This window comes from Hydrogenophaga sp. (assembly GCF_018780075.1).
In the GTDB taxonomy this organism is placed as follows: Bacteria; Pseudomonadota; Gammaproteobacteria; order Burkholderiales; family Burkholderiaceae_C; genus Hydrogenophaga.
This window is the reverse complement of the sequence record NZ_JADMKB010000027.1, coordinates 75293-99275: the sequence shown is the minus strand read 5'-3', so window position 1 is coordinate 99275 and position 23983 is coordinate 75293. Positions and strand designations below refer to the sequence as shown.

At 68.9% G+C, this 23983-nt stretch carries 24 protein-coding genes; 13 read left to right on the top strand and 11 right to left on the bottom strand.

Annotated features, from left to right (window positions below; translation table 11 throughout):
• Positions 1-194 precede the first annotated feature (194 nt).
• The 4 genes from IV088_RS06485 to IV088_RS06470 all read left to right on the top strand — a co-directional run bounded on the left by IV088_RS06485 (position 195) and on the right by IV088_RS06470 (position 5425).
• Entirely contained in the window at positions 195-1994 is a 1800-nt protein-coding gene (locus IV088_RS06485; RefSeq protein ID WP_291099364.1) for a DEAD/DEAH box helicase, read from the top strand.
• A gap of 176 nt (positions 1995-2170) precedes the next feature.
• Positions 2171-2833: a response regulator transcription factor gene (locus tag IV088_RS06480; protein ID WP_291099361.1), complete on the top strand. Its 663-nt coding sequence runs from the start codon at positions 2171-2173 to the stop codon at positions 2831-2833.
• Positions 2830-4185: an ATP-binding protein gene (locus IV088_RS06475; RefSeq protein WP_291099358.1), complete on the top strand. Its 1356-nt coding sequence runs from the start codon at positions 2830-2832 to the stop codon at positions 4183-4185. Before IV088_RS06480 ends, IV088_RS06475 begins: the two co-directional genes overlap by 4 nt.
• A 154-nt stretch (positions 4186-4339) precedes the next feature.
• A complete protein-coding gene (locus tag IV088_RS06470) occupies positions 4340-5425 on the top strand; it encodes an endonuclease/exonuclease/phosphatase family protein (protein ID WP_291099356.1) in 1086 nt (361 codons plus the stop codon).
• Between the two features lie 107 nt (positions 5426-5532).
• Here IV088_RS06470 and IV088_RS06465 read toward each other — a convergent pair whose 3' ends face one another.
• The 4 genes from IV088_RS06465 to IV088_RS06450 form a co-directional block, all read right to left on the bottom strand.
• Complete coding sequence (locus IV088_RS06465) at positions 5533-6627, bottom strand: sialidase family protein (protein ID WP_291099353.1); 1095 nt, start codon at positions 6625-6627, stop codon at positions 5533-5535.
• Between the two features lie 28 nt (positions 6628-6655).
• Entirely contained in the window at positions 6656-6955 is a 300-nt protein-coding gene (locus IV088_RS06460) for a MoaD/ThiS family protein (protein WP_291099350.1), read from the bottom strand.
• 22 nt (positions 6956-6977) lie between these two features.
• Positions 6978-7361: a hypothetical protein gene (locus IV088_RS06455; protein ID WP_291099346.1), complete on the bottom strand. Its 384-nt coding sequence runs from the start codon at positions 7359-7361 to the stop codon at positions 6978-6980.
• Between the two features lie 168 nt (positions 7362-7529).
• Positions 7530-8138 carry a DUF4148 domain-containing protein gene (locus IV088_RS06450; protein ID WP_291099343.1) on the bottom strand — a complete coding sequence of 203 codons (609 nt, stop codon included), beginning with the start codon at positions 8136-8138 and terminating at the stop codon, positions 7530-7532.
• A gap of 225 nt (positions 8139-8363) precedes the next feature.
• Here IV088_RS06450 and IV088_RS06445 point away from each other — a divergent pair, with 225 nt between their 5' ends.
• The 4 genes from IV088_RS06445 to IV088_RS06430 all read left to right on the top strand — a co-directional run bounded on the left by IV088_RS06445 (position 8364) and on the right by IV088_RS06430 (position 12551).
• Positions 8364-9296, top strand: coding sequence for a LysR family transcriptional regulator (locus IV088_RS06445; RefSeq protein WP_291099340.1), 933 nt, complete (start codon positions 8364-8366; stop codon positions 9294-9296).
• Positions 9297-9757: 461 nt separating this feature from the next.
• Positions 9758-10660, top strand: a complete 903-nt coding sequence (locus IV088_RS06440; RefSeq protein WP_291099337.1) for a hypothetical protein — start codon at positions 9758-9760, stop codon at positions 10658-10660.
• A gap of 135 nt (positions 10661-10795) precedes the next feature.
• Positions 10796-11368 carry an RNA polymerase sigma factor gene (locus IV088_RS06435; protein ID WP_291099335.1) on the top strand — a complete coding sequence of 191 codons (573 nt, stop codon included), beginning with the start codon at positions 10796-10798 and terminating at the stop codon, positions 11366-11368.
• A gap of 127 nt (positions 11369-11495) precedes the next feature.
• Complete coding sequence (locus tag IV088_RS06430) at positions 11496-12551, top strand: ankyrin repeat domain-containing protein (protein WP_291099333.1); 1056 nt, start codon at positions 11496-11498, stop codon at positions 12549-12551.
• Positions 12552-12706: 155 nt separating this feature from the next.
• Here IV088_RS06430 and IV088_RS06425 read toward each other — a convergent pair whose 3' ends face one another.
• A complete protein-coding gene (locus IV088_RS06425; protein ID WP_291099330.1) occupies positions 12707-13675 on the bottom strand; it encodes a D-glycerate dehydrogenase in 969 nt (322 codons plus the stop codon).
• 168 nt (positions 13676-13843) lie between these two features.
• Complete coding sequence (locus IV088_RS06420) at positions 13844-14191, bottom strand: FKBP-type peptidyl-prolyl cis-trans isomerase (protein ID WP_291099327.1); 348 nt, start codon at positions 14189-14191, stop codon at positions 13844-13846.
• A gap of 349 nt (positions 14192-14540) precedes the next feature.
• Between IV088_RS06420 and IV088_RS06415 the strand changes: the two genes are divergently transcribed.
• Positions 14541-15347, top strand: coding sequence for a hypothetical protein (locus IV088_RS06415; protein ID WP_291099324.1), 807 nt, complete (start codon positions 14541-14543; stop codon positions 15345-15347).
• 101 nt (positions 15348-15448) lie between these two features.
• Here the strand turns inward: IV088_RS06415 and IV088_RS06410 are convergent, their stop codons facing one another.
• The 3 genes from IV088_RS06410 to IV088_RS06400 all read right to left on the bottom strand — a co-directional run bounded on the left by IV088_RS06410 (position 15449) and on the right by IV088_RS06400 (position 17723).
• The gene (locus IV088_RS06410) at positions 15449-16183 is read right to left on the bottom strand and encodes a nitroreductase (RefSeq protein WP_291099322.1); all 735 of its coding nucleotides are present in this window, start codon (positions 16181-16183) and stop codon (positions 15449-15451) included.
• 74 nt (positions 16184-16257) lie between these two features.
• Entirely contained in the window at positions 16258-16710 is a 453-nt protein-coding gene (locus tag IV088_RS06405) for a thioesterase family protein (protein ID WP_291099320.1), read from the bottom strand.
• Positions 16707-17723 carry a histone deacetylase gene (locus IV088_RS06400; RefSeq protein ID WP_291099317.1) on the bottom strand — a complete coding sequence of 339 codons (1017 nt, stop codon included), beginning with the start codon at positions 17721-17723 and terminating at the stop codon, positions 16707-16709. The genes IV088_RS06405 and IV088_RS06400 overlap by 4 nt, the downstream gene beginning before the upstream one ends.
• A 254-nt stretch (positions 17724-17977) precedes the next feature.
• Between IV088_RS06400 and IV088_RS06395 the strand changes: the two genes are divergently transcribed.
• Positions 17978-18520 (top strand): phasin family protein, encoded by a 543-nt coding sequence (locus tag IV088_RS06395; protein WP_291099314.1) that lies wholly within the window; start codon positions 17978-17980, stop codon positions 18518-18520.
• Positions 18521-18741: 221 nt separating this feature from the next.
• On the opposite strand, the gene IV088_RS06390 is transcribed toward IV088_RS06395, so the two are convergent.
• Complete coding sequence (locus IV088_RS06390) at positions 18742-19662, bottom strand: patatin-like phospholipase family protein (protein ID WP_291099312.1); 921 nt, start codon at positions 19660-19662, stop codon at positions 18742-18744.
• A 118-nt stretch (positions 19663-19780) separates the two neighbouring features.
• Between IV088_RS06390 and IV088_RS06385 the strand changes: the two genes are divergently transcribed.
• Positions 19781-20824 (top strand): extracellular solute-binding protein, encoded by a 1044-nt coding sequence (locus IV088_RS06385; RefSeq protein ID WP_291099309.1) that lies wholly within the window; start codon positions 19781-19783, stop codon positions 20822-20824.
• A gap of 214 nt (positions 20825-21038) precedes the next feature.
• On the opposite strand, the gene IV088_RS06380 is transcribed toward IV088_RS06385, so the two are convergent.
• The gene (locus IV088_RS06380; protein WP_291099307.1) at positions 21039-21566 is read right to left on the bottom strand and encodes a sigma-70 family RNA polymerase sigma factor; all 528 of its coding nucleotides are present in this window, start codon (positions 21564-21566) and stop codon (positions 21039-21041) included.
• Positions 21567-21687: 121 nt separating this feature from the next.
• Here IV088_RS06380 and IV088_RS06375 point away from each other — a divergent pair, with 121 nt between their 5' ends.
• Together IV088_RS06375 and IV088_RS06370 are read left to right on the top strand one after the other, a co-directional pair.
• Positions 21688-22419, top strand: coding sequence for a response regulator transcription factor (locus tag IV088_RS06375; protein ID WP_291099305.1), 732 nt, complete (start codon positions 21688-21690; stop codon positions 22417-22419).
• 3 nt (positions 22420-22422) lie between these two features.
• The gene (locus tag IV088_RS06370; protein WP_291099302.1) at positions 22423-23964 is read left to right on the top strand and encodes a HAMP domain-containing sensor histidine kinase; all 1542 of its coding nucleotides are present in this window, start codon (positions 22423-22425) and stop codon (positions 23962-23964) included.
• The last annotated feature ends 19 nt before the right edge of the window (positions 23965-23983 follow it).

Here is a 23983-nt window from a genome sequence, read left to right as displayed (position 1 = left end):
AAAGACGTGCGACAATGCAACCGTTGTGTTGTATCAGTGACTTCCAACACCAGCACCCTGCTGGAGGGTCGGCGTTCCAAGACTTTGGACCCGCGGACCCACCTTCTGAATCCTGTCTGCCTTCTACTGAACGGTCCCCACCAGGTCCGAACGGGCAGATGCCCCCAGCGCCCTGGACGGGCGCCACACCTTTAATGAACTTCGAAGAACTGAACCTGGCCCCGGCCATCGTCCAAGCTGTGCGCGAGCACGGTTACGAAACCCCCACCCCCATCCAGGCCGAGGCGATTCCCGCCGTGCTGGCCGGGCGAGATCTGCTCGGTGGTGCCCAGACCGGCACCGGCAAGACCGCCGCCTTCACCCTGCCCATGCTGCACCGGCTGAGCGTCGGCGAGCGCGCCAAGAGCAAATTCGGCGGCGTGGCCATCCGCGCCTTGGTGCTCACGCCCACCCGCGAACTCGCCGCCCAGGTCGAAGAGTCGGTGCGCGTCTATGGCAAGCACCTCTCGCTGACCTCCACCGTCATCTTCGGCGGCGTCGGCATGAACCCGCAGATCAATGCCATGAAGCGTGGCGTGGACATCCTGGTGGCCACCCCCGGCCGCCTGCTCGACCTGCAGCAACAAGGTTTCCTGGACCTCTCCGGTGTGCAGATGCTGGTGCTGGACGAAGCCGACCGCATGCTGGACATGGGCTTCATCCACGACGTGAAGAAGATCCTCGCCCTGGTGCCCAAGGAAAAGCAGAGCCTGCTGTTCTCGGCCACCTTCAGCGACGAGATCCGTGACCTGGCCAGCGCCCTGCTCAAAGACCCGCTGCACATCCAGGTGACCCCGCGCAACACCACGGTGCAGCGCATCACCCAGGTGATCCACCCGGTGGGCCGCGGCAAGAAGAAGGCCCTGCTGGTGCACATCATCAACCAGCACAACTGGAGCCAGGTGCTGGTGTTCACCCGCACCAAGTTCGGCGCCAACAACGTGGCCGAGTACCTCACCAAGAACGGCATCCAGGCCATGGCGCTGCACGGCAACAAGAGCCAGGGTGCCCGCACCCAGGCGCTGGCCGGCTTCAAGAGTGGCGACATCCGCGCCCTGGTGGCGACCGACATCGCGGCCCGCGGCATCGACATCGACGAGCTGCCGCACGTGGTGAACTACGAAATCCCGAACGTCAGCGAAGACTACGTGCACCGCATCGGCCGCACCGGCCGCGCGGGCAAGAGCGGTGAAGCCGTCAACCTCGTGAGCCTGGACGAAGAAGGCTTCATGATGGACATCGAGCGCTTCACCAAGCAGGAGATCCCGGTGCAGCGCTTCGAGGAGTTCATGCCCGAACCCGGTGAGCGTGCCGAACCCATCGCCATGGGCCGCCAGACCATCTGGGGCGGCGCCGGCAAGCCACCGAGCCGCGACGTGATGGCCGCCGCCGCCAAGGCCGCCCGCACCGAGATGCTGCAGCGCGTGCGCGAGAAAAAGGCCGACGCGCCGCAAGGCCGTGGCAACGGCAATGGCGGTGGTCAGCGCCAGCGCCCGGCCGCCCAAGGTGACGCCCAGCCGCGAGGCGAAGGTGCCCGCGACGGTCAACGCGCCGACGGCCGCCGCAATGGCGGCCCCGGCCGCAACGGCCCGGCCAACGGTCCCCGCAACGGCCCACCGCGCAGCGGCGGCGCACCACGCAACGCCGAACGCGCCGACCGTGGACCGCGTGAAGACCGTGGTCCTCGCGAAGACCGCGGTGATGGCAGCGAGCGCCAGCCCGGCCCCAATGCCCACCTGGGTCAACTGCGCATCCGCGAACCCCGCGCGCGCGCTGCGGCCCCTGGCGGTCAGCCCGATCCGCTGCGCACCAGCATCGACTCCATCGGTGGCCGCGGCGCACGCAACGGCAACCGCGGCGGTGGTGGTGGTGGCGGCCGCGGGGGTCCACGCGGTGATGCACCGCGCGGCGGCCCGGCCGACCCGTTGCGCACCAGCTACGGACGCATCCGCTGACCCCGTGAATCAAGATGCCACGCGTCAAATTTCATCAGAATGAATGGTTGTTGAAGATGAAGTGAAGCCGGCTGTGGTGGTGGAAGCGAAGCCTTGATCTCGGGGCTTCATTCCAGAAGGCGGGTTCGGACCCGCCTTTTTTTTCGCCTGCCTGCCTTGAAGCCCGGGACGTATCCATGAAATTGCTGCTTGCGGAAGACGATGTCATGCTGGGCACCAGCATGGAAAAGGGCCTGGCCTTCGCCGGCTTTCAGGTGGACTGGGTGCGCATGGGCAACCAGGCCATCGAAGCGCTGAGCACCCACACTTACGACGTGGTCCTGCTCGACATTGGCCTGCCCCAGGTGGACGGGCTGCAGATCCTGCGCTGGATGCGCAAGGAGGGCCAGCACACGCCGGTGATGCTGGTGACGGCGCGTGACGCTGTGCCCGACCGTGTCGCGGGGCTGAACCTGGGGGCCGACGACTACCTCACCAAGCCCTTTGACCTGGACGAGCTGTGCGCGCGCATCCACGCCCTGGCGCGCCGCCCGGCGGGACGCGGTCAACCGCACCTGCAACTCGGCCGGCTGGAGGTGCACCCCATCGAGCGCGAGGCCAAACTGTCGGGCAAGGCGCTGGCGCTGTCGCAACGCGAGTTCGATCTGCTCGCCGCGTTCATGCGCCAGCCCGGTGCGGTGCTCTCGGTGGAGCAGCTCGAAAACCAGCTCTATGGCTGGGGTGAAGAAATCGTCAGCAATGCGGTGGAGGTGCACCTGCACCACCTGCGACGCAAGCTCGGGGAGCCCTGGATCGTCAACGTGCGAGGTGTGGGCTACAAGCTGGTGCAGGTGCCTTGAACTCGATCCGCGCCCGCCTGTTGCTGTGGCTCATCTCGTCGGTGCTGATCACCACGCTGGTGGTGGGCTATCTCACGGCGAGGCTGACCTGGAGCGGGTTCAACAACGTGCGCGATCTCGGCCTGGAGCAGATCGCACAAACGGTGATGCGGCACGACGAAACCCCCGCGCCCCCGGCCGCGGCAGCACCACCGCCCCCCACCGGCCAAGGGTGGTTGGACGACGAAGAGGATCTGGACCAGTTCGTCAGCCAGATCTGGGACAACGCCGGTGAGCTCATCTATTCCTCGCTGCCCAACGTCGGCCCGCCCCTGCAGACGCCCGGGCACCACATCGTCACCTGGCAGGGCCAGAGCTGGCGCCTCTACACGCTGCGTCAGGAAAGACGCACGGTCCAGGTCGCGGTGACCACCGAAATCCGGCGCCAGCACTTCTACGACCTGATGCCCTGGCTGCTGGTCCCACTCGCCCTGCTCGTCACCACGCTGGGCCTGCTGATGCAGGCCGGCGTCAACCGGGCGCTGCGTCCGCTGGAAGACCTGCGCAGCGACATCGAACAACGGGGGTCGGATGGACTGCAGGCCATTCACACCCAGGGCTTGCCGGTCGAAATTGCCCCCCTGGCCCAGACGCTCAACGAGCTGCTGTCCCGCGTGGACACGCTGCTGACCAGCCAGCGGCGGTTTCTGGCCGATGCCGCCCACGAGCTCAACACCCCGCTGGCCGCGGTCAAGCTGCAGGCCCAGCTGGCCCGGCGCGTCAGCCCGGCGGAGTGGCCCGCCGCGCTGGACGAGCTGGACGCCGGCATCGAGCGCGCGACCCGGCTCTCGTCCCAGCTGCTGCAACTGGCCCGCCTCGAACCTGACGCCCGGCAGCCGATGCTGGCCCCGGTTCAGCTGGACGACCTCTTGCGCCAGGCCGTCTCGGCGTTTTCTGCGCGCGCGGAGCACCTGGGCGGTGATCTGGGGCTGGCGGGCGCCGCGACGGTGAGCCTCAACGGCGATCCGCACGCGCTGCGCACCCTGGTGGACAACCTGATCGACAACGCCCTGAACCACGCCACCGCGCCGGTGCGCATCGATGTGAGCCTTCGTGTGGAAGGACACTGGGCCGTCTTGGAGGTCAGCGACACCGGGCCTGGCATTTCGGCGGCCGACCGCGAGCGCGTGATGGAACGTTTCGTTCGGCTCTCACCGGGAGACGGCAAGGGCAGTGGCCTGGGCCTGTCCATCGTGCGCGAGATCGCGGAACTGCACGGTGCCCGGCTGGAGCTGGACGACACGCCGGGCGGCGGACTCACCGTGCGCGTGCGCCTGCCGCTGACGGGCATCCCGCCCCCGGCAGCCCCCTGACGCGCCCCCCGCCGCGCTTCGCGCGCACCCTCCGGGCAGAAACACCGACCGTCCGGCGAGCCGGCCCGGCGGCGCCCTGGTTGGCCCCGTTTCATGCGCAGGGGTGTTGCGGCGCCATGGAAAACCGGTCACGGCGTCTGGTTACAGTGAGGTCATGCCCAACATGATCCTGCCCCCCGTCTCGCGCTTCGCCACCCTGATGGTGGCCAGTTGCAACGTGCTCAACCTGGCGCAGCCTGGGCGCCACTTCTACGACGGCCAGGACCCTTACAGCCAGAACGAGTTCGAGCGCAAGGTGGGCTGGCTCGGCGAGCGTTTCCGGGTGCTCAACGCCGACGTGCTGGCGGTGCAGGAGGTGTGGGACGAGCTCGCGCTGCGCGCCGCCGTGGCCCGCAGCGGTCTGCAGTACAGCACGGTCAGCGTGCCCGGCGCCGAGAACGGACCGGGACAGGTGGGCGCCCAGGGCACGCCCCGCGTTGGCCTCGTGACACGGCTGAAGGTTGAGTCCATCCAGTCGATCACCGACTTCCCCGCTGCGGCCGTGGTGCAGGTCCCCGGCATCGGCCCGCACACCCGCTTCGAGCGCCCGCCGTTGCTGGCCACGCTGCGGATGAAACACGGGCAGGAGGTCGCCGTGATCACGGCCCACCTCAAGTCCAAGCGCCCCAAGTACCTGCAGGACGCGCAAGGCCGCTCGATCGAGGACACGGAAGACCCCACGGTGCAGGCCGTGGGTTCGCTGCGCTCGCTGATCATGCGCGCGGGCGAAGCGCTGGCGCTGCGCCTGAAGGTGGTGGAGTTGCTGCACCGCACGCGCCTGCCGCTGATCGTCATGGGCGACCTGAACGACGGCCCGCACAGCGTGACCACCCAGCTCATCGCGGCGACCTCGCAGGTGGCCTACGACAAGGGCGCGCGCGACAACGCCCTCTTCAGCGCCTGGGACGTGATGGGCGAGGCCGCGCTGCGCCGCGACGTGGCCTTTTCCCACATCCACCAGGGCTACCCCGAGGTGCTGGACCAGGTGCTGGTGAGCGAAGAGTTCGTGGCCACCAGCCGCGCGGCCATCGGTGACGTGCGGCGCGTCGAGGTGTTCAACGACCACCTGTTCGAAGGCCGCGACCGCAGCCGCAGCGACCACGGTTTCGTGCGGGCGCTGCTGCGGCTGCGCTTGCCCGAGACCGGACAAGCGGAGGCCCCCATCCATGTACAAGTTACGGGGGCGCCACCCGGCGCGTGAAGCGATCCAACCCAGGGCACCGCCGGGCCGCCCTTCGACCAGCTCAGGACGGACGGCCAGTGCCGCCCCCCAGGGGGGTAGCGCGAAGCGCTGCGGGGGGGGGCGTTTTACACCCAGCGGACCGACGCCACCGGCGGCAGGTCGTTCGACACCGGGTGCCAGTGCTCGCCCGCGTCGGCGCTCACCCACAGCCCGCCCGTGGTCGAGGCCAGCGCCAGCGTCTGCCCATCGGCGCTCACGTCCAGCCCGTGGCGGTAGACCAGGTGGTAGGCGTGGGTCTGCGGCAAGCCGCTGGAAAAAGTCTGGAAGCTCGCACCACCGTCGTCGGTGCGGGTCACCACCATGCGCCCGTCCACCGGGAAGCGGCAGACGTCGGCCTGCGCGGGCACGAACCAGGCGCGTTGCGGGTTGTGCGGGTCACAGGCCACGGCAAAGCCGAAACCCGACGGCGCGGGCGCCGCGATGCCACGCCAGCACTGGCCACCATCGGCCGAGCGGTAGATGCCGCAGTGGTGCTGCACCCAGAGCACATCCGGGTTGGCGGTGCACTGCACCATGCAGTGAGGGTCTTGTGTGTTGCCGTCGTCGGCGCTCTCGGCGGGCAGGTAGTCGGCCGTCATGCCCTGGGCCGTGAGGGTCCAGTGGGCGCCAGCATCACGCGTCTGCCAGACACCGCCGCAGGACACGGCGACCGTGACATGACTGGCATCGCGCGGGTCCACCAGGATGGAGTGGATGCCCGCGTGGTCATAGCCGCCGCCGAACCACCCGCGCCGCCCGGGCTGGTTCCACAAGGGCGTGTTCAGGGTCCAGCTGGCGCCGGCATCGGTGGAGCGGAACAGCCCGGCCGGGATGCAGCCGGCCCAGAGCACGCCGGGTTGGTCCGGACCACCGGCCGCGAGCGACCAGATCAGGTCCACGCTCCACGGCGTGGTGTCGTCGGCGTCGGGGCCCTCGGTGGGTTTGAGGGGGAACGCCGGCGCGGCCGTTTCCTCCCAGGTCTGGCCCCGGTCGGCGCTGCGGTGCAGCTTGACGCCGAAGTGGCCCAGCCGCAGGGCGGCGTACCAGGCGCCGTCGCGGGCATCGACCAGCACGCTGGTGACCGGCTCGCCCGGGAAGTGGTGGGCGGTGATGGCCCACTCGGCGCCCTCGCCGTGCAGCACGAAGAGGCCCTTGCGGGTGGCGATCAACAGCGTCTGCATCTGAATCTCCTCGCTTCGTTGGGGGCCTTCAGCCGCCGCTGAGGGCCTGCACCACCAGCACCCGGTCGCCCGCCTGCAGCGGCTGGCTCAGCGACACACGGTCCTGCACCAGTTGCCGGTTGACGAACACCGCCACGTGCTTGCGCACCGCGCGCTGGTCGTCGAACACATAGGGCGCCAGCGCGGGCGCGGCCCGCAAGGCGGTTTCGAGCGCCTCACGCAAGGCGCCGGGCGCGACCTGCTGCGGCGCGCAGTCGACGTGGCGTCGCAGGCTGGGGGCGAATTCGACGGTGACCATGGCAATGCAACCGGCGCCAGTGTCGGACATGGCCGACCCGTCGAACAGCGTTTCACCCTCTCACGAAGAGGGTCACCAGCGGCTGATCGCCGACCTGGCGGCTCCAGTGACCGTGGACTTGCGGGTCAAAGGTGGCGCCCGCGGGCAGCGTGTCGGCCGAATAGAAATGATCGCCTGGGCCAAAGGTGCGTGAGCTGCCGTCCTGCAGGCCGATCTCCATCTGCCCCTGCAGCACAAACAGCCACTGCGGCGCCCCGGTGCAGTGGAACTGGCTGCGAAACCCGACCGGGCTCTCGCGCAGCTGAAAACCGCCCGAAGCCATCAACGGCGAAAGGCACGCCGCTGGCGTGCCTTCACTGAGCTCCACGGTCTCTTCGCGAAATCCGGCCCGCCCGTCGGTGCCGGTGTACAGCACCACCTTCTTGAAGCTCGTCATGGTCATCTCCTGTTGCCATCGTGTAGCGCGAGGTTGTACCAGACGGAGGGTGAGACGGGAGGGACGCGGGACAGAAGGGCAGTCCCTCAAGCACACGCCAAGGATCCGGCTTTGCCGGTCCAAGGGCGTGGTCCCCCCAGGGGGAAGCTGCGCAGCAGCGCAGGGGGATCAGTTCTTGTACTTGCTGGGGTACAGCTCGTTCAGCTTGCGGCCGGATTCGCCGTCGGCCACGATGTCACCGGTGCGCTGGGCTTCCTTCAGTTCGGCCAGCACTTCGGCGCGGGTCTTGCCTTGGGCCACGGTGGTCGGGTAGCGGTTCGGGTAGATCTCCTTGAGCGTCCGGCCCGACTCGTTGTCGGCGATCACGTCGCCATTGAGCTGGGCTTCGCGCAGTTCGGCGCGAACGTCTTCACGGCTGAGGCTGGCCGTCGCGGTGGCGGCGGGGTAGCGGCCGGGGAACAGCTGCTTCATCGTCTGGCCCGACTCCGCGTCGGCGATCACGTTGCCGCTGCGCTGGGCTTCCTTCAGCTCGGCCTGCACGTCGGCGCGGGACTTGGCCTGCACCGCCGGGGCGGCGTCGTAGCGGCCGGGGTACATCTGGCGCAGGGTCAGGCCGGACTCGTTGTCGGCGATGACATCGCCGTTGCGCTGGGCCTGCACCAGCTCGGCGCGAACCTGTTCGCGGGTCAAGGGCGCGTCGGCGTCGGCAGCGAAGGCCTGACCGGCCGACAGGGCGGCCACGGCGAGGGCGATGGAGGAGAGGTAAGAGGCTTTCATGGTGCTTCCTTTCAAGAAGTGGTGAGTGGCAAAGTGATCGTGCCGGTCCGTGGACCGGGTGTCTTTTCGTGGCGGTATCGCTTCTTTGCGTTGTGTTTCAGAAGCGTTTTCGCTGCGATGGGTGAACTTTAAAATTTCACGCCAAGAAGAAAAACCACCAGATCAGTGATACTCCGTTGTGGAATTCGCAACAATCAACCCGTTGATGCCCCACACAATCGCCCCATGGACCGTCTGACCTCAATGCGTGTGTTCCTCAAAGTCGTGGACGAAGGCGGTTTCGCGGCGGCCGCCCGCGCGCTGGACATGTCGCCCGCCGTGGTGACCCGTCTGGTGGCCGACCTGGAGGAGCACCTCGGTGCGCGCCTGCTGCACCGGACGACCCGGCGCCAGTCGCTCACCGACGCGGGTGAGGCCTACCTGGAGCGGGTGCGCCACATCCTGCTCGATCTGGACGACGCCGACTCGCTCGTGAGTTCGCACACCCACCAGCTCTCGGGCGTGCTGCGGGTGCTGGCGCCGCCGGTGCTGGCCTCGCACGTGCTCGCGCCCCTGGTCGCGAGCTTTCACCAGCGCTACCCGCAGATCCAGCTCGACATCGACGTGGCCAGCCACCGGGAACCACCGGTCGAGGACTACGACATCACCCTGCTGGGCACCACCGACGGGTTTGACGGCAACGTGATCGCCCGCAAGATCAACGCGACCGAGGCCATCCTGGTGGCGTCGCCGGCCTACCTGGCGCGCCGCGGCACGCCACAGACGCCCCTGGACCTGCCGCGGCACGATTGCCTGCGCATCAAAGCCGAAGGCCCGCGCAGCCGCTGCTGGCGCCTGTTCCGCAGCGACGATGACAACCAGCAGGTCGAACTCGACGTGCAACCCGTGCTGTGGTCCAACCACACCGACACCCTGATCCGTGCCGCGCTGGACGGCACGGGCATCACCTCCACCGCCGTGGAGCTGGCCGCGCCCCACCTCGCCAGCGGCGCGCTGGCCAGGGTGCTGGCGCCCTGGATCACGGGGCGTTTCACGCTCTACGCCGCCCTGCCCAGCCGCAAGTTTTTGCCGCAACGCACCCAGGTGTTTCTCGACCACCTCACCGAGCACACGCGCGCGGGGGTGGCTTTGGCGCTGGCGGGGTGCGACGCTTGCTGACTTCGCTTTTTGTTGTGTGAAGACTTCCGGGGATTCGTGCGCCTGAACCTCGCACAGGCCGATGGCGGCACCCCCGTTCTCAAAGACCAGTGGGCATGCCTGCTGGTTCGCTCAAACGTCACTTCGGGAGCAGGTGGTTTGGGTGAGCGGGCGCAGTCCCCATTCGCGGTTGCCCGCGCGGTGGCGCGCCACAACCGTGTTGATGAAGCAACAACAGCGCGCCCAGGCAGTCGCCCGAGAGGTGGGACGGAGAACGAGCACCCGGACCACCTGCCCCTGCCCCCGCGACCCGAGCGCCGAACGTGAGACCCAACGCGCTGTCAAAAACCTTTTCCAAAGGCCAACCGCAAGCGTTGAAACGCCTCAGCACAACTTGTTGCAAATAAACCAGCGGCGCTTTAACCCCATCACCCCGCCCCGTTCGTTTCAGTCAGCTCCTCAACCTCTTTTCTGGAGCTTTCATGAACGCCACCCGCCACCCCCTGCGCCGCCTCGCCCTCCCCGCCCTCGCCACCCTGGCGTTCCTCAGCGCGCTGCCGGCCCATGCCGTGGGGCGCCTCGCCGACATCCAGATCATCGACCGCGACAGCGGCGAGACCCTGCCGGTCCACCAGCACCGAGGCGAATACTGGGTAGCGGGACGCCCCGGCGCGCGCTACGCCGTGTCGGTGCGCAACGCGCTGAGCGGCCGCGTGATGAGCGTGGTCTCGGTCGATGGCGTCAACGTGGTCTCGGGTGAGACCGCCGCGCTGGAGCAGACCGGCTACGTGCTCAGCCCCTGGCAGCGGTACGACATCACCGGCTGGCGCAAGAGCGACGCCGAGGTCGCCGCCTTCCACTTCACGAACCTCTCGGGCTCCTACGCGGCGCGCACCGGGCGACCTGCCCACGTGGGCGTGATCGGCGTGGCCGTCTTCCGCGAGAAGCTCGCCCCGCCGCCCGCCAGCGTGCCCCTGCCTGAGGCCCCCTCCACCTGGCGCGAACGCCGCGAGCTCAACGAATCGGAGCGCTCCACGCTCGACCGCAGCGCGCCCGCGTCGGCCGCGCCGGCCGCCGAGTCGCCCGCATCGGGCATGGGCAGCGCCAAGAGCCAGTCCCACAACGAAGCGGCCGATGCCGTGCGCCGCCCCGCCAGCCCTGCCCCGCGCCTGGGCACAGGCCACGGCGAGCGCGAGGGCTCCTGGGTCGGTCACACCAGCTTCGAGCGCCGCAGTGCCCGCCCAGACGAAGTGATCCGCATCCGCTACGACAGCCGCATCAACCTGATCGCGATGGGCGTGCTGCCGCCGGACGTGGAACCCATGGCCCAGCCCCAGCCGTTCCCGGGTTCGCGCCGCACGCGTTATGCACCGGACCCCGGTTGACCCCCCCCCCCGCGCCGCCTGCGGCGTCACCCCCCAGGGGGGCGACACTGGCCGCCCGGCAAAGCCGGCCCGGCGGTGTCCTGGGTTGGGGTCACCTCGCTGGCTGCGGGTGTGTAGCCCACCATAATCGGCCGCATGGACGCGGACGCCACCAGCGACGAACACCTCATGCACGCCTACGCCGCGGGCGACACCCGCGCCTTTGAAACCCTGTACGACCGCCACGCCTTGCCGGTGTGGCGCTTCGTGCAGCGCAGCGTGCAGAACAGCGCGGTGGCCGACGATCTGGTGCAGGACGTGTGGTTCAGCGTGGCGCGGCAGGCGCCGTTGTACGAGGCCCGCGCCCGCTTCCGCACCTGGCTGTTCACGCTCGCCCACCACCGCATCGTGGACCACTGGCGCACCCACAAACACCACGCCAGCCTCGACGCCGAGAGCGACGACGGGGCCGCGCTGGCCGACACGCTGGCGGCCGAATCGGGCTTTGGCCCGGAGCGCCGGTTGAGCTCGCGCGAACAGGCCCATGCCCTGCTGGACGCGCTCGCCGCCCTGCCCGCCGTGCAACGCGAGGCCTTTCTGCTGCAGGCCGAAGCGGGGATGAGCGTGGCCGAAATCGCCCAGGCCACAGGCGTGAGTGGCGAAACCGCCAAGAGCCGGCTGCGCTACGCCCGCGCGCGCTTGCGCGAGACCCTGGAGGCGCTGGCATGAGCGCCGTGCCGGGCCGTTCCCAAGCAAGCTCGCACCGCAGCCCGAAGGGCGAAGGTATTCGAGTGAGCGCCGCGCCGGGCCGCCCCAAGCAAGCTCGCACTGCAGCTCGAAGAGCGGAGGTATTCGCATGAACCGCGACCAGAAGCCCGCAGGCGACGACGACCTGCTGTTGCAGCGCTACCGCGAGGCCAACGCGCTCGACGACGCACGACCGGGCGCGGCGCTGCGGGACCAGGTGCTGGCCCACGCGCTCAGCGTCGCGCAGGCGCGAACCACGGCAGCACCGGTGGTCAAACCCAGCGCGGCCAACGACAGCGTGTGGACCTGGAAGGCCTTCGGTGGCCTGGCCGTGCTGGGGCTGGTGGGCCTGCTGGTCCTGCAGTTCGACCGGGGCACGCCCGAGGAGCGCGAGGCCGCGCTGGGCACGTCGGTCCCCCGCCCTGCAGCCCCGCCTTCGCCCGCTGCATCGGCGCCAGCGCCCCTCACCGAGGCCGCGCCGGTCACCCGCGACGCGGCGGTGCCCAGCGCGCCGACGGTTCAGGCACCCCGGCCCGCCGCGGCACCAGCCGCCGCCCCGCGCGCGGCCCCAGCAAGGGTTCAGCCCCCAACGACGGCGAGCAGCGAGAACGTGGTGCGGGCACCCGAATCACCGGCGGCGGCACAGGCCCCTTCGCCCATGGAGGCGCCGGCATCCCCCGCCGCGCCGGATGCGCCGGCGAGCGTGGCCGCGCCCGCCACACCGCCGGCACCCGCCGCCATGGCCAAAGCGGCGCCCGCCGCCGCGCCGATGTCAGCATCACCCGTTCCGCCCACGGCCTCCGCCGCAGCGGCCGATGCGGCACGCGCCGGAGCGGGCGCGGTGGCGAGGGAATCGGCGCGGGCCCGCAACGAGGTCGCCACCGAAGCGCGGCGCGCTCCCGCACCGCCGCCCCTGCATCAGGCGGTGGGCAGCAGCGACGGGGACGGCGTGCGCCGCCTGTTGGCCCAGGGTGTGGACGTGAACGGCCGCGATGCCTCGGGGCGCAGCGCGCTGATGCTGGCGGCGCAACGCGGCGACGCGGCCATCGTGAAGCTGTTGCTGGACGCGGGAGCCGACGCCCAGTTGAGAGACCCACAGGGCCGCAGCGCCGCCGACATCGCCGAGCAGGCCGGCCACACGGCGCTGCTGCCGCTGCTGCGCTGACCCACACCGATGGACCCGACCTCTGCGAGTTTTTCATGGCGCCGGAGCGCCACCCAGACGCATGAAACGGCGCCACCCAGGGCACCACCGGGCCGGCTCTGCCGGACGGCCAGTGCCGCCCCCTTGGAGGTAGCGCGAAGCGCTGCGGGGGTATTTCAATTCAGCGGCGTGAGCGCTTCACCGCGCGTGAAGAAGGCGATCAGGTTGTCGGCCGCGAGATCGGCCATGGCGCGGCGCGTCTTGAGCGTGGCGCTCGCGATGTGGGGCGTGAGCACCACGTTCGGCACGGTCAGCAGGTCCGGGTGCACCTTCGGCTCGCCCTCGAACACGTCGAGTCCCGCCGCCGCGATGCGCTTCTCGCGCAGCGCCACGGCCAGGGCCGCGTCGTCCACGATGCCGCCGCGCGCAATGTTGACCAGCGTGGCCGTCGGCTTCATCTGTGCGATCTCGGCCGCGCCGATGGCGTGGTGCGATTCGGCGCTGTAGGGCACGACCAGGATCAGGTGGTCGGCCTGCGCCAGCAGCTGATCTTTGCTGACATACGAGGCTTGGCACTCGGCCTCGGTCGCCGCGTCGAGCCGCGAACGGTTGTGGTAGATCACCTTCATGCCGAAGCCGTGCGCCCCGCGCCGCGCGATGGCCTGGCCGATGCGGCCCATGCCCAGGATGCCCAGGATGCTGCCGTGCACCTCGGCACCGGCGAACATGTCGAGCGCCCAGCGGTTCCACAGGCCTGCACGCAGAAAGTGCTCGCTCTCGGTCACGCGGCGCGCCGTGGCCATCAGCAGCGCGAAGCCGAAGTCGGCGGTGGTCTCGGTCAGCACGTCGGGCGTGTTGGTGGCCAGCACGCCGGCCGCCGTCATCGCCGGCACGTCGAAGTTGTTGTAGCCCACCGCGATGTTGGCGGCGATGCGCAGCTCAGGGCAAGCGGCCAGCAGCGCGGCGTCGATGCGCTCGCTGCCCGTGGTCATCGCACCCTGCTTGCCCTGCAGGCGCTGCGCCAACTCAACCGGCGTGAATGGCGCGTCCAGATCGTTGGTCTCAACCTCGAAGTGTTCACGCAGCCGCGCCACCACTTCAGGAAACACGGCGCGGGCGATCAGGATGGCAGGGCGAGAGGTCATGAAGGTCTTCCTTGGAACAAGGCAAATGTCGAGAAACCAAGCATCGGCTCGAATTAGGCCCACCTCCGAAGCGCGTGCATTCATCCCGGGATGCGGCGGAGCTGGCTCCGCCAGGCCGCTCGCATCGCCCCCTGGGGGGTGACGCCGCAGGCGGCGCGGGGGGGATCGTCAGACCGCCAGCAGGTCCACTTCGAACAGCAGCGTGGCGTTGGGCGGAATCACGCCGCCCGCGCCGCGCGCGCCGTAGCCCAGCGCGGCGGGAATCACCAGGCGGCGCGTGCCGCCGATGGCCATGCCCTGCACGCCTTCGTCCCAGCCCTTGATGACGTGGCCGGCGCCCAGGGGGAATTCGAAGGGCTGGCCCCGGTCCTTGCTGGAGTCGAACTTGGCGCCTTGCACGCCATCGTTGAAGAGCCAGCCGGTGTAGTGCACCTGCACCGGACGGCCGGCCTGGGCGACTTCGCCGGTGCCGACCACGGTGTCTTCGTATTGCAGGCCGCTGGGGGTGGTGATCATGGAATGTCCTTGTGAAGAAATGAAAACGGAGTGGCGATTATTCCAGCCCGCGCCCCGGTCAGAGGCTGAGCGTTTCTCGGGCGTGTCCGAGCAACGCCCCAAAGCGTGCCCGATCAAGGCGCAAAGCACAGCCATAGCTCGGTCTATGGCGCGCATTTGCAACGCAGAGCGGGTGCGTTTTGGGGTGGTGAGCGGGCATGAGCGAAAGACGCTCAGCCTCTCAGCCCTCGCGCCGCCACACACCATTTCGCACACCTGTTTACACAAGCTTTTCATGGCGAGGGGCAAAGGTTTACCCAGCCGGGGTGTACTGGCATCTCCCAACCACCACGGAGTCAGGAGACCCCACATGAACACCAAGACCGCCACCCTCACCCGCCGCATGGCCCTGGGCGCCCTCGTCGGCGCGAGCCTGCTGACCGCGCTGCCGGCCATGGCGATCGGCCGCCTCACCGATGTGCGCATCGTCAACCGCGACAGCGGTGAGGTGCTGCGGATGTACCGCCACAAGGGCGATGTCTGGGTGGCCGGTGAACCCGGCGCCCGCTACGCCGTGGAGTTGCAAAACGCATCGCGCGGACGCCTGCTCAACGTGGTGTCGGTCGACGGCGTCAACGTGATCAGCGGCGAGACCGCCTCCTTCAACCAGGCCGGCTACGTGCTGACCCCGGGCCAGCGCTACGACGTGAGCGGCTGGCGCAAGAGCAGCCGGGAGATCGCCGCCTTTGAATTCACCAGCTTGCCCCGCTCCTACGCCGCCCGCACGGGCCGCCCGGACGACGTGGGGGTGATCGGTGTGGCCGTGTTCCGCGAACGCGCGCCCTACCGCCAGCCCGTGCCCGAGATCGGCCCCTACGGCCGCAGCGCGCCGGCGCCCGAGACGCAGGGCAAGTCGTCCATGCAGGGCAAATCACACCGCAGCGAACCCGGCCAGGAGCTGGGCACGGGCCACGGCGACCGGGAGCGTGACCGCGTGGGCGAGACCGAATTCGAGCGGCGCAACGACCGACCCGACGAGATCGTGCGCATCCGCTACGACAGCCGCGAAAACCTGATGGCCATGGGCATCATCCCGACCTACCAGCGCCCCAGCCGGGACCGCGAGCCCAGCGCCTTCCCGGCCGCCCGCCCGCGCTACGTGCCCGATCCGTACTGAAACAGGTCCACCCCGTTCACTGCCCAGGTCACCGCCGGGCTGGCTTTGCCAGACGGCTGGTGGCGCCCCCTCAGGGGGTGACGCAAAGCGGCGGGGGGGCTTCAATCCAGCCAGTGTGTGAAGCTGGCCACCGGCTCGCGCGGCGTGTGGAACCCGTTGACCGGATCGGCCGGATCGGCATAGCCCAGCGCCATGCCGCAGACCAGCATCTCGTTCTCGCTCGCGCCGATGTGCGGCAGGATGATCTTGGCGAAGCCGTTCCAGGCCGCCTGCGGGCAGGTGTGCAGGCCGTGGCCGCGCGCGGCGACCATGAGGTTTTCCAGGAACATGCCGTAGTCCAGCAGCGAGCCGCGCCCCATCACGCGGTCCAGCGTGAACATCAGGCCCACCGGCGCGTCAAAAAACCGGAAGTTGCGCTGGTGCTGCGCGTGCATCTTGTCCTTGTCGCCCTTGGTGATGCCGAGCAGGCCGTAGAGGCTCCAGCCGTTTTCGCGGCGGCGATCGATGTAGGGGCTGACCCACTTTTCCGGGTAGTAGTCGTATGCCTCGCGGTACTGCTCGGCCAGCGAGGGATCGGCACGCAGCGCGTCGTGCGCGGCACAGCACTGACTCACCAGCGTGTCGCGACTCTGGCCTTGCAGCACATAGACCTTCCAGGGCTGGGTGTTGGTGCCGGAGGGCGCGCGCGAGGCCACCTCCAGGAGGCGCTCCAGCGTCGCGCGGGGCACCGGCTGCGGCAGGAAGGCCCGGGCCGACAGGCGGCTGGTGATGGCCGCGTCCACACTGGCGGCATCGATCGCGGCCATGGCGGCGGCAGACGGGGGGTTGAGGCTCATGCAAGGTCTCCGTGGTTATTGACGTTTACGTCAACGTCAATTATGTCCAAGATCCGGAAGGCGTGCCTCCGCGGTCAGAGGGCGGTTTCGAGCACCGCCTTGAGCGCCGCCGGCAGCGGCACCGGCCGGCGGGTGTCGCGGTCCACATAGACGTGAACGAAGTGGCCGCAGGCCGCGGCGGTCTCGCAGCCTTCGGCGAACAGGCCCACCTCGTAGCGCACGCTGGATTGCCCCAGGTGCGCCACCCGCAAGCCCGCCTCCACCGTCTGCGGAAAGGCCAGCGGCGCGAAGTAGTTGCACTGGGTCTCGATCACCAGGCCAATGACCTTGCCGCCATGGATGTCCAGCGCGCCCTGTCCGATCAGCCAGGCGTTGACCGCCGTGTCGAACCAGCTGTAGTAGACGACGTTGTTGACATGACCATAGATGTCGTTGTCGCTCCAGCGGGTGCCGATGGGGCGGAAGACGCGGTAGTGGTCGCGGGCCTTGGCCTGCGGGCGGGCGGCGGGGGTGGCGGGGTGGCTCATGGCGCGGCATTCTGCCAGCGGGTGTCGGTCGAGGCTGTCGCCCGCGTCGCCACAGCGTTTCCGCTGCTGGCCGTGCGCCCGGCCAGCGAGGCCCAGCGCGCGTGGTAGCCGAGCGCCACGCGGTAGGTGTTCACCTGCGCCTGCACGGTGGCCTCCATGTCGGTGCCGTAGCCGCCGGCCATGGCAAAGGCCAGCGGCAGCCGGCGCTGCCAGGCCCAGTCCATGACCCGGCGGTCGCGCGCCTCCAGCCCGTCAAACGTGAGTTTCAGGCGCCCCAGCCGGTCGCCCTCATGGGGGTCGGCACCAGCCAGGTAGATCACCAGATCCGGTTCGAAGCGGCGCTCCAGTTCGTCGAGCGCGCGCTCCAGCGCCTCCAGGTAGATCACATCGCCCGTGCCATCGGGCAGCTCCACATCCAGGTCGCTGGGCTCCTTGCGGAAGGGGAAGTTCTTTTCGCCGTGCAGCGAGAGGGTGAAGACAGAGGGATCGTTCGCAAAGATGCGCGCGGTGCCGTTGCCCTGGTGCACGTCCAGATCGACGATGGCCACGCGCAGCGGCCCGCGGGCGCGGTGGGTGCGTGCGTGTTCGGCCTGCATCAGGCGGGCGGCCACCGCGGCGTCGTTGAACACGCAGAAGCCGCTGCCCTTGTCGGCGCAGGCGTGGTGCGTGCCACCGGCGATGTTGGCGGCCAGGCCATCGCCCGACAGGGCTGCGCGGCAGGCCTGGATGGTCGCGCCCACCGAGCGGCGTGCGCGCTCGGCCATGGCCGGGCTCCAGGGGAAGCCGATCTCGCGCTGGGCCGCCGGCGACAGCGTGCCGTGCTGGACGGCGCCGATGTAGGCCGGCGTGTGCACCAGGGCCAGCTCGCCGTCGCTGGCGGGCAAGGCCTGACCGAGCTGGACGGCCGGCCACTCGGCCGCCAGCCGCTCGCGCAGGCGACCGTACTTGGCCATGGGGAACCGGTGCCCGGCAGGCAACGGCAGGATGAAGTGGTCGGCGTAAAAGACGTGCACGGGGGGACTCTGGCGGGGTGGACCATTGTGTCGTGCCCATGAATCCCGGCGGGGCCGCTGCGGTTTAGAAAAGCGACCCTAGAATGTTGCAGCGCAGCAAAAATCACTTGCAGCCGCGCGGGTTGTCCCTATAATTCGGGTCATGTTGCAGTGCAGCAAAGCGAACGAGAACAACAGCGTCGAGACAGCGCGGAGTTCCAGAGCAGCTCTCAACTAAGCCCTCTGTCCCTTTTATACCTATTGGAGTAATCACCATGCTGACCGCTGAACAAATCGTTGCCGCCCAGAAAGCCAACATCGAAACCATTTTCGGCCTGACCCAGAAAGCCTTCGAAGGCGTGGAAAAGCTGGTTGAACTGAACGTTCAAGCCACCAAGGCCGCCCTGAGCGAGTCCGCCAACAGCACGCAAGCCCTGCTGTCCGTCAAGGACGCCCAGGAACTGCTGACGCTGCAAGCCAGCCTGATGCAGCCCCTGGCCGAGAAGACCGTGGCTTACAGCCGTCACCTGTACGACATCGCTTCGGGCACCGGCGCCGAATTCAGCAAGGCCGCAGAAGCCCAGGCTGCTGACGCACAGAAGAAGTTCATGTCGGTCGTGGACAACGCCTCCAAGAACGCTCCCGCCGGTTCCGAAACCGCCGTGGCCGTGATGAAGAGCGCCGTGTCCGCCGCCAACAACGCCATGGAATCGGTGCAGAAGGCTGTCAAGCAAGCCACCGAAATGGCCGAAGCCAACTTCAACACCGTGACCACGCAAGCCGTGAGCGCCACCAAGGCCGCCGCCAAGAAGCGTTGAGTTGACGGGGCTTTGCCCCTTTCATGCCGGTTTTGATCTCCATCAAGGCGGGCATGATTCAAACATCGGAAGATCAGGCCTCGACCTCGAAAGGCGGGCTTGGTTTCCAAGACCGGTTTTTCTGGTTGTCTCCTCGGGTCCTTTTCGAAATTCGGTTTCATCGGACCCCTTAAGCCCCAGCCGCAAGGCCGGGGCTTTTTTTATGGGTTCGCTGAACCCACTCAGTGGCTGGCCAGCGCCCGGTGCCGGGACAACTCCAGCTTGAGGCGCGGCAAGGCCGCCTGCATCGCGACCCGACCGGCATCGATGCTGCGCTGGCGCGAAGTGAAGTCGGCGCTGCCCACCCCCGCCAGCGCCGGCCGCACCACCACGTTGGCCCCGGCCAGCTCCAGCCGGTTGATGCTCTGGCCCATGATGGCCGTCGTTTTGGGCAGCAGGCTCAGCAGGCCGTTGGACGGCAGGTCCTGCGGGTCGGCCGAGATGTCCACCGCCAGCACCACCTCGGCACCCATCTCGCGCGCCTGGCGCACCGGCACCGGCGCGACCAGGCCGCCGTCCACGTACTCGCGCCCCGCGATGGCGACCGGGTTGAACACGCCGGGCACGGCGCTGGACGCGCGCACGGCCTGCGCCGCGTCGCCGCGCCGGAACAGAACGCCCTGCCCTGTGCCGAGATCGGTGGCGAGGATGCCCAGCGGCAGCTTCATCTGCTCGATCAGCTTGCCGCCCACGGCCTGGCGCACGTAGCGCGCGAGCGCCTCGCCGCGCAGCAGGCCGCGGCTGACCAGCGGGAGGATCCAGTCGGTGAGGGTGGCTTCGTCCATGCTCAGGGCCGCGCGTTCCAGCTCCGTGGCGTCCTTGCCGCTGGCGTAGAGCGCGGCCACCAGGCTGCCCGCCGAGGTGCCGGTGATCACGTCGGGGTGGATGCCGTTGGCTTCCAGCACCTGAATGACCCCCACGTGCGCGAAGCCGCGCGCGGCGCCGCCCCCCAGCGCCAGACCCAGGCGCGGCGCGCGCTGGGGCGCCTCCACCACGGGTGGCGGCACGGTCAGCGGTGGCACGGTGGGCGGGGTGTTGCAGCCAGCCATCACCAGCAAGGCCAGCGGCAACGCCCAGCCGAAACGGGTTTTGACCCAGATCAAAGAAAGCTTATCAAGAACTATTCGCATTTCTGTTAGCATCGATTCCCGTGGTTTCCCGAGGCACCGTGCCCGGGGATCCAGCCCCACATTGTCCACGTCCGTCTCTCTGAAAGCCCCCATGAAAAAGCTTGCTTCCCTCACGCTGATCCTGGCCGCCAGCGCCGCCGCCCTGAACGCCCAGGCCCAGGACAAGGTGCTCAACCTCTACTCGGCCCGCCACTACCAGACCGACGAGGCGATGTACGACAACTTCACCAAGACCACCGGCATCAAGATCAACCGGGTGGACGCGGACGACGCCGGCATCGTGGCGCGCCTGCGCGCCGAGGGTGCCGCTTCGCCGGCCGACGTGATCCTGCTGGTGGACGCTGCGCGCATGGCCTCGGCCGACAGCCAGGGCCTGTTCCAGCCGTTCAAGTCCGCCAAGCTGGACGCGGCCATTCCCGCCAACCTGCGCGCCGACGCCACCAAGGACGGCGTGACCTGGACCGGTTTCTCGACCCGCGCCCGCGTGATCGTGTACGACCCGCTGCGCGTCAAGGCCGCCGACGTGGCCACCTACGAGCAGCTGGCCGACCCCAAGCTCAAGGGCCTGGTCTGCACGCGTTCGGGCTCGCACCCCTACAACCTGTCGCTCTTCTCCACCGTGGTTGAACGCCTGGGCGACGCCAAAGGCGAGGCTTGGCTCAAGGGGGTGGTGGACAACATGGCGCGCGCGCCCAAGGGTGGCGACACCGACCAGATCAAGGCCGTCGCCTCCGGCGAATGTGGCGTGGCGCTGACCAACACCTACTACCTGGCGCGCCTGATCAAGTCGGACAAGCCGGACGAGCGCTCGGCGATGGAGAAGGTGCGCGTGGTGTTCCCGAACCAGGGCACCAGCGGCACGCACGTCAACATCGCCGGGGCGGCCATGGCCAAACACGCCAAGAACCGCGACAACGCCATCGTCTTCATGGAGTACCTGGCCAGCCCCTTCGCCCAGGACTACTTCGCCAACGGCAACAACGAGTTCCCCGCCGTCAAGGGCCTGAAGGTCGCCAACCCGGCCATCACGGCCATGGGCGGCGACAACTTCAAGGCCGAGCAGATCCCGCTGGGCGTGGTCGCGAAGAACATGACCAAGGTGCAGCAGATGATGGACCGCGTTGGGTATAAGTAACCCCCCTGCGCCGCTTTGCGGCTTCCCCCCGGAGGGGGGACAACGCGAGTGGCCCGGCGGAGCCGGTTCCACCGCGTTCTGGGGCAACTGCCCCTCTCTCGATCCCTTACCTCTCAGGAGCGCGTGCCTGCCGCCCAGAATGCGGCGAAACCGGCTTCGCCGGGCCGCTCGCATTGCCCCCTTGAGGGGGTCGCGCGCAGCGCGGCGGGGGTGGTCAATTCAACAATTTGCGCGCCCGGTGCAGGCGCACGAAGAGGCTGTCCTGGCTGATCGCCAGGCGCTCGCACACCACCTCGGTGGCTTCGTCGTGCAGCACGCGCCACCGCATCACGTCTCGCAGCCCTTCGGGCAGTTGCTCGATGCGTGCGAGCGTCTGGGCCAGGCGCTCGCGGTGCTCGGCCAGTTCGTCCGGCCGGGCGGCCTGGCATTCGAACTGCAGCGCGTCTTCATCTTCGGTGTCGGCGTCCATCTCGTGGTAGCGGGCCCGGTCCCGGATCAGGTCCACCAGCTTGTTCTTGAGGATGCCGGTGAGCCAGCTGCGCAGCGCGCTGCGGCCTGAAAACGCCGCGCACCCGGACATCACCGCCTCGAACACGTCGTGCACCAGGTCTTCGGCCAGCATCGGGTCGTGGAGCTTGCGCCGGGCGAACCGGATCAGGTAGCTGCGGTGACTCACCATCTCGGCCCAGCAGACGGCGCCGGTGGGGGGTGTGGAGAAGGCAGACAGGTGGGCGGTGTTCATGGCGGCTCCGGTTCGGATGGGGTGCCTCCACTGTGGTGAGCCCAGATCACAGCCCGCTATCGAAAGATCACATTTCGATAACAATCGGGTAAGAAACCGCTCACGCTGCGGACCCATTCCCATGAATGCCATGAAGCAGATCCTGATCGCCGAGGACCAGACCGACATCCGGGACCTGCTGGCCCTGAACCTGCGCGGTGCCGGCTATGGCGTGAGCGAAACCCGCGACGGGCCGTCGGCGCTGGCGCTGCAGACCGAGGCCGGACACGACCTACTGGTGCTCGATCTGATGATGCCGGGCCTGGACGGGCTGGAGGTGTGCAAGACCTTGCGCTCGCGTGGCGACCACACGCCCATCCTGATGCTGACGGCCAAGTCCACCGAGCTCGACCGGGTGCTGGGCCTGGAGCTGGGCGCCGACGACTACCTCACCAAACCCTTCTCCATCGCCGAGCTGCTGGCCCGCGTCAAGGCGCTGCTGCGGCGCTCGGAGCTGCTGCGCGCGGCGCAGGCGGCCCAGAGCCAGGCCGCGGATGCCGGCGCCCCGCTGGTCATCGGCGAGCTGGAGATCCATCCCGTCAAGCGCTTGGCCCTGGTGCGCGGCGTGAACCTCGATTTCACGGCGCTCGAGTTCGATCTGTTGCTGCATTTCGCCCAGCACCCCGGCCACGTGTTTTCACGCGGGCAGCTGCTCAACGCCGTCTGGGGCTACACGCACGACGGCTACGAACACACGGTGACGACCCACATCAACCGCCTGCGCGCCAAGCTGGAAGCCGACCCGCTGCGCCCGGACTTCATCCTCACGGTGCGCGGCGCGGGCTACAAGATGCGCGAGCGCCCGGGGCACTGAGCCATGAAGGTTCGCGCCAAGATCGCCCTCACGATCTTCCTCACGGGTCTGTTCACCGTGCTGGGCGTGGTGGTCGCCATCGTGCTGGCCTACGAGCGCTTCGAACACGAGTCGGCCTACTACCGGGCCGACGCCTTTCTGAAGCGCGTGGTCACGCAGCACAACGACCTGCTGGGCATGCGGGAGCGTTTTGGCGGTGACTTCACCGACTTCCTCGCCAACCTGGTGCTCTACGAACCCGGCACCCAGCTCTACCTGCTGGACACCCAGGGCACCGTGCTCAGCACCACCGGCACCACCCCGCTGCCGCCGGGCTTCAAGGTGCGCATCGGCCCGGTGCTGGAGGCCGCGGGCGACACGCCCATGCCCTATGTGCTCGGTGACGACCCCGAGCACATGGACAAGCGCGTGGTCATCGCGGCGCGCCCCCTTCGGTTCGCCTCCATACGGCCCGACCGGCCGGTCGATGGTTACCTGTACCTGGTGTGCCGCCCCCGCGTGTTCGGTGAGGGACGCATGGCGGCCTTGCGCAGCACGCTGTCGCAACCCGCGGCGCTGATGGTGCTGGCGGTGGTGGCGCTCGCCACCCTGCTCGCCACCTGGGCCACCGCCACCCTCACGCGCCCACTGTCGCGCCTCACACGATCGGTCGGCCGGGTCACGCAGGCCGGGCTCGACGACATGGCCTCGACCGACCCGGACGGGCCGGGCCCGTCGCTCGACCTGCCCGATGCCCAGGGCAACGATGAATTCGGACAACTCGCGCGCGGCATCGACGCGATGCTCCAGACCTTGCGGCGGCAGTGGAGCACGCTGCGGCGCCTGGACCACTTTCGCCGCGAGGGCGTGAGCAACCTCTCGCACGATCTGCGCTCGCCGCTGACCGCCACCACCGCCTGCCTCGAAACCCTCGACGCCCGCTGGGCCGGCGACGCCACCCGTGACGAAGACCGCCGGCTGGTCGCGGTGGCTCTGCGCAACACGCAGAACGCGGCCCGCCTCGTCCAGAGCCTGGGCGACCTGGCCCGCCTGGACGAACCGACGTTCCAGCTCAACGCCGAGGTGCTGGACCTGGGCGAATTGCTGGACGACGTGGTCATGCGCTTTGCCGAGCGCGCGCGCCTTCAGGGCATCCGCCTGCAGGTCGCCGAAGACCCCGGCGCCGCACAGCGCCCCGCGCTCGCGGCGGTGGACATCGAACTGTTCGAGCGCGCGGTGGCCAATCTGGTGGACAACGCGCTCAAGTTCTCGGGCGCTGGCAGCGTTATCCAGCTGAGCGCCGGTCACCACACCGGCGAACACGGCGAGGTGGTCAGGGTGCGGGTCAGCGACAACGGGTCGGGCATGGCGGCCGACGACATTCCCCACCTCTTCGACCGCTTTTACCAGAGCCGGTCCAGCGTGGCCCCCGCCACCGGCGAAGGCGGCAAGGGCCTGGGCCTGGCGATCGTGAAACGCATCGTCGATCTGCACCGCGGCAGGCTGCACGTGTCCAGCGAGCCGGGCCAGGGCACCCAGGTCACCGTGGAACTCCCGGCCGCCTGACGGAAACGGCACACCCGCC

Bases quoted from the DNA above. Each gene is read 5' to 3' on its own strand.
- IV088_RS06375 (WP_291099305.1), top strand. From the start codon at position 21,688: ATGAATGCCATGAAGCAGATCCTGATCGCCGAGGACCAGACCGACATC.
- IV088_RS06395 (WP_291099314.1), top strand. From the start codon at position 17,978: ATGCTGACCGCTGAACAAATCGTTGCCGCCCAGAAAGCCAACATCGAA.
- IV088_RS06455 (WP_291099346.1), bottom strand. From the start codon at position 7,361: ATGACGAGCTTCAAGAAGGTGGTGCTGTACACCGGCACCGACGGGCGG.
- IV088_RS06425 (WP_291099330.1), bottom strand. From the start codon at position 13,675: ATGACCTCTCGCCCTGCCATCCTGATCGCCCGCGCCGTGTTTCCTGAA.
- IV088_RS06405 (WP_291099320.1), bottom strand. From the start codon at position 16,710: ATGAGCCACCCCGCCACCCCCGCCGCCCGCCCGCAGGCCAAGGCCCGC.
- IV088_RS06430 (WP_291099333.1), top strand. From the start codon at position 11,496: ATGAACCGCGACCAGAAGCCCGCAGGCGACGACGACCTGCTGTTGCAG.
- IV088_RS06385 (WP_291099309.1), top strand. From the start codon at position 19,781: ATGAAAAAGCTTGCTTCCCTCACGCTGATCCTGGCCGCCAGCGCCGCC.
- IV088_RS06480 (WP_291099361.1), top strand. From the start codon at position 2,171: ATGAAATTGCTGCTTGCGGAAGACGATGTCATGCTGGGCACCAGCATG.
- IV088_RS06450 (WP_291099343.1), bottom strand. From the start codon at position 8,138: ATGAAAGCCTCTTACCTCTCCTCCATCGCCCTCGCCGTGGCCGCCCTG.
- IV088_RS06410 (WP_291099322.1), bottom strand. From the start codon at position 16,183: ATGAGCCTCAACCCCCCGTCTGCCGCCGCCATGGCCGCGATCGATGCC.
- IV088_RS06435 (WP_291099335.1), top strand. From the start codon at position 10,796: ATGGACGCGGACGCCACCAGCGACGAACACCTCATGCACGCCTACGCC.
- IV088_RS06380 (WP_291099307.1), bottom strand. From the start codon at position 21,566: ATGAACACCGCCCACCTGTCTGCCTTCTCCACACCCCCCACCGGCGCC.
- IV088_RS06465 (WP_291099353.1), bottom strand. From the start codon at position 6,627: ATGCAGACGCTGTTGATCGCCACCCGCAAGGGCCTCTTCGTGCTGCAC.
- IV088_RS06420 (WP_291099327.1), bottom strand. From the start codon at position 14,191: ATGATCACCACCCCCAGCGGCCTGCAATACGAAGACACCGTGGTCGGC.
- IV088_RS06460 (WP_291099350.1), bottom strand. From the start codon at position 6,955: ATGTCCGACACTGGCGCCGGTTGCATTGCCATGGTCACCGTCGAATTC.
- IV088_RS06470 (WP_291099356.1), top strand. From the start codon at position 4,340: ATGCCCAACATGATCCTGCCCCCCGTCTCGCGCTTCGCCACCCTGATG.
- IV088_RS06370 (WP_291099302.1), top strand. From the start codon at position 22,423: ATGAAGGTTCGCGCCAAGATCGCCCTCACGATCTTCCTCACGGGTCTG.
- IV088_RS06440 (WP_291099337.1), top strand. From the start codon at position 9,758: ATGAACGCCACCCGCCACCCCCTGCGCCGCCTCGCCCTCCCCGCCCTC.
- IV088_RS06415 (WP_291099324.1), top strand. From the start codon at position 14,541: ATGAACACCAAGACCGCCACCCTCACCCGCCGCATGGCCCTGGGCGCC.
- IV088_RS06445 (WP_291099340.1), top strand. From the start codon at position 8,364: ATGGACCGTCTGACCTCAATGCGTGTGTTCCTCAAAGTCGTGGACGAA.
- IV088_RS06485 (WP_291099364.1), top strand. From the start codon at position 195: ATGAACTTCGAAGAACTGAACCTGGCCCCGGCCATCGTCCAAGCTGTG.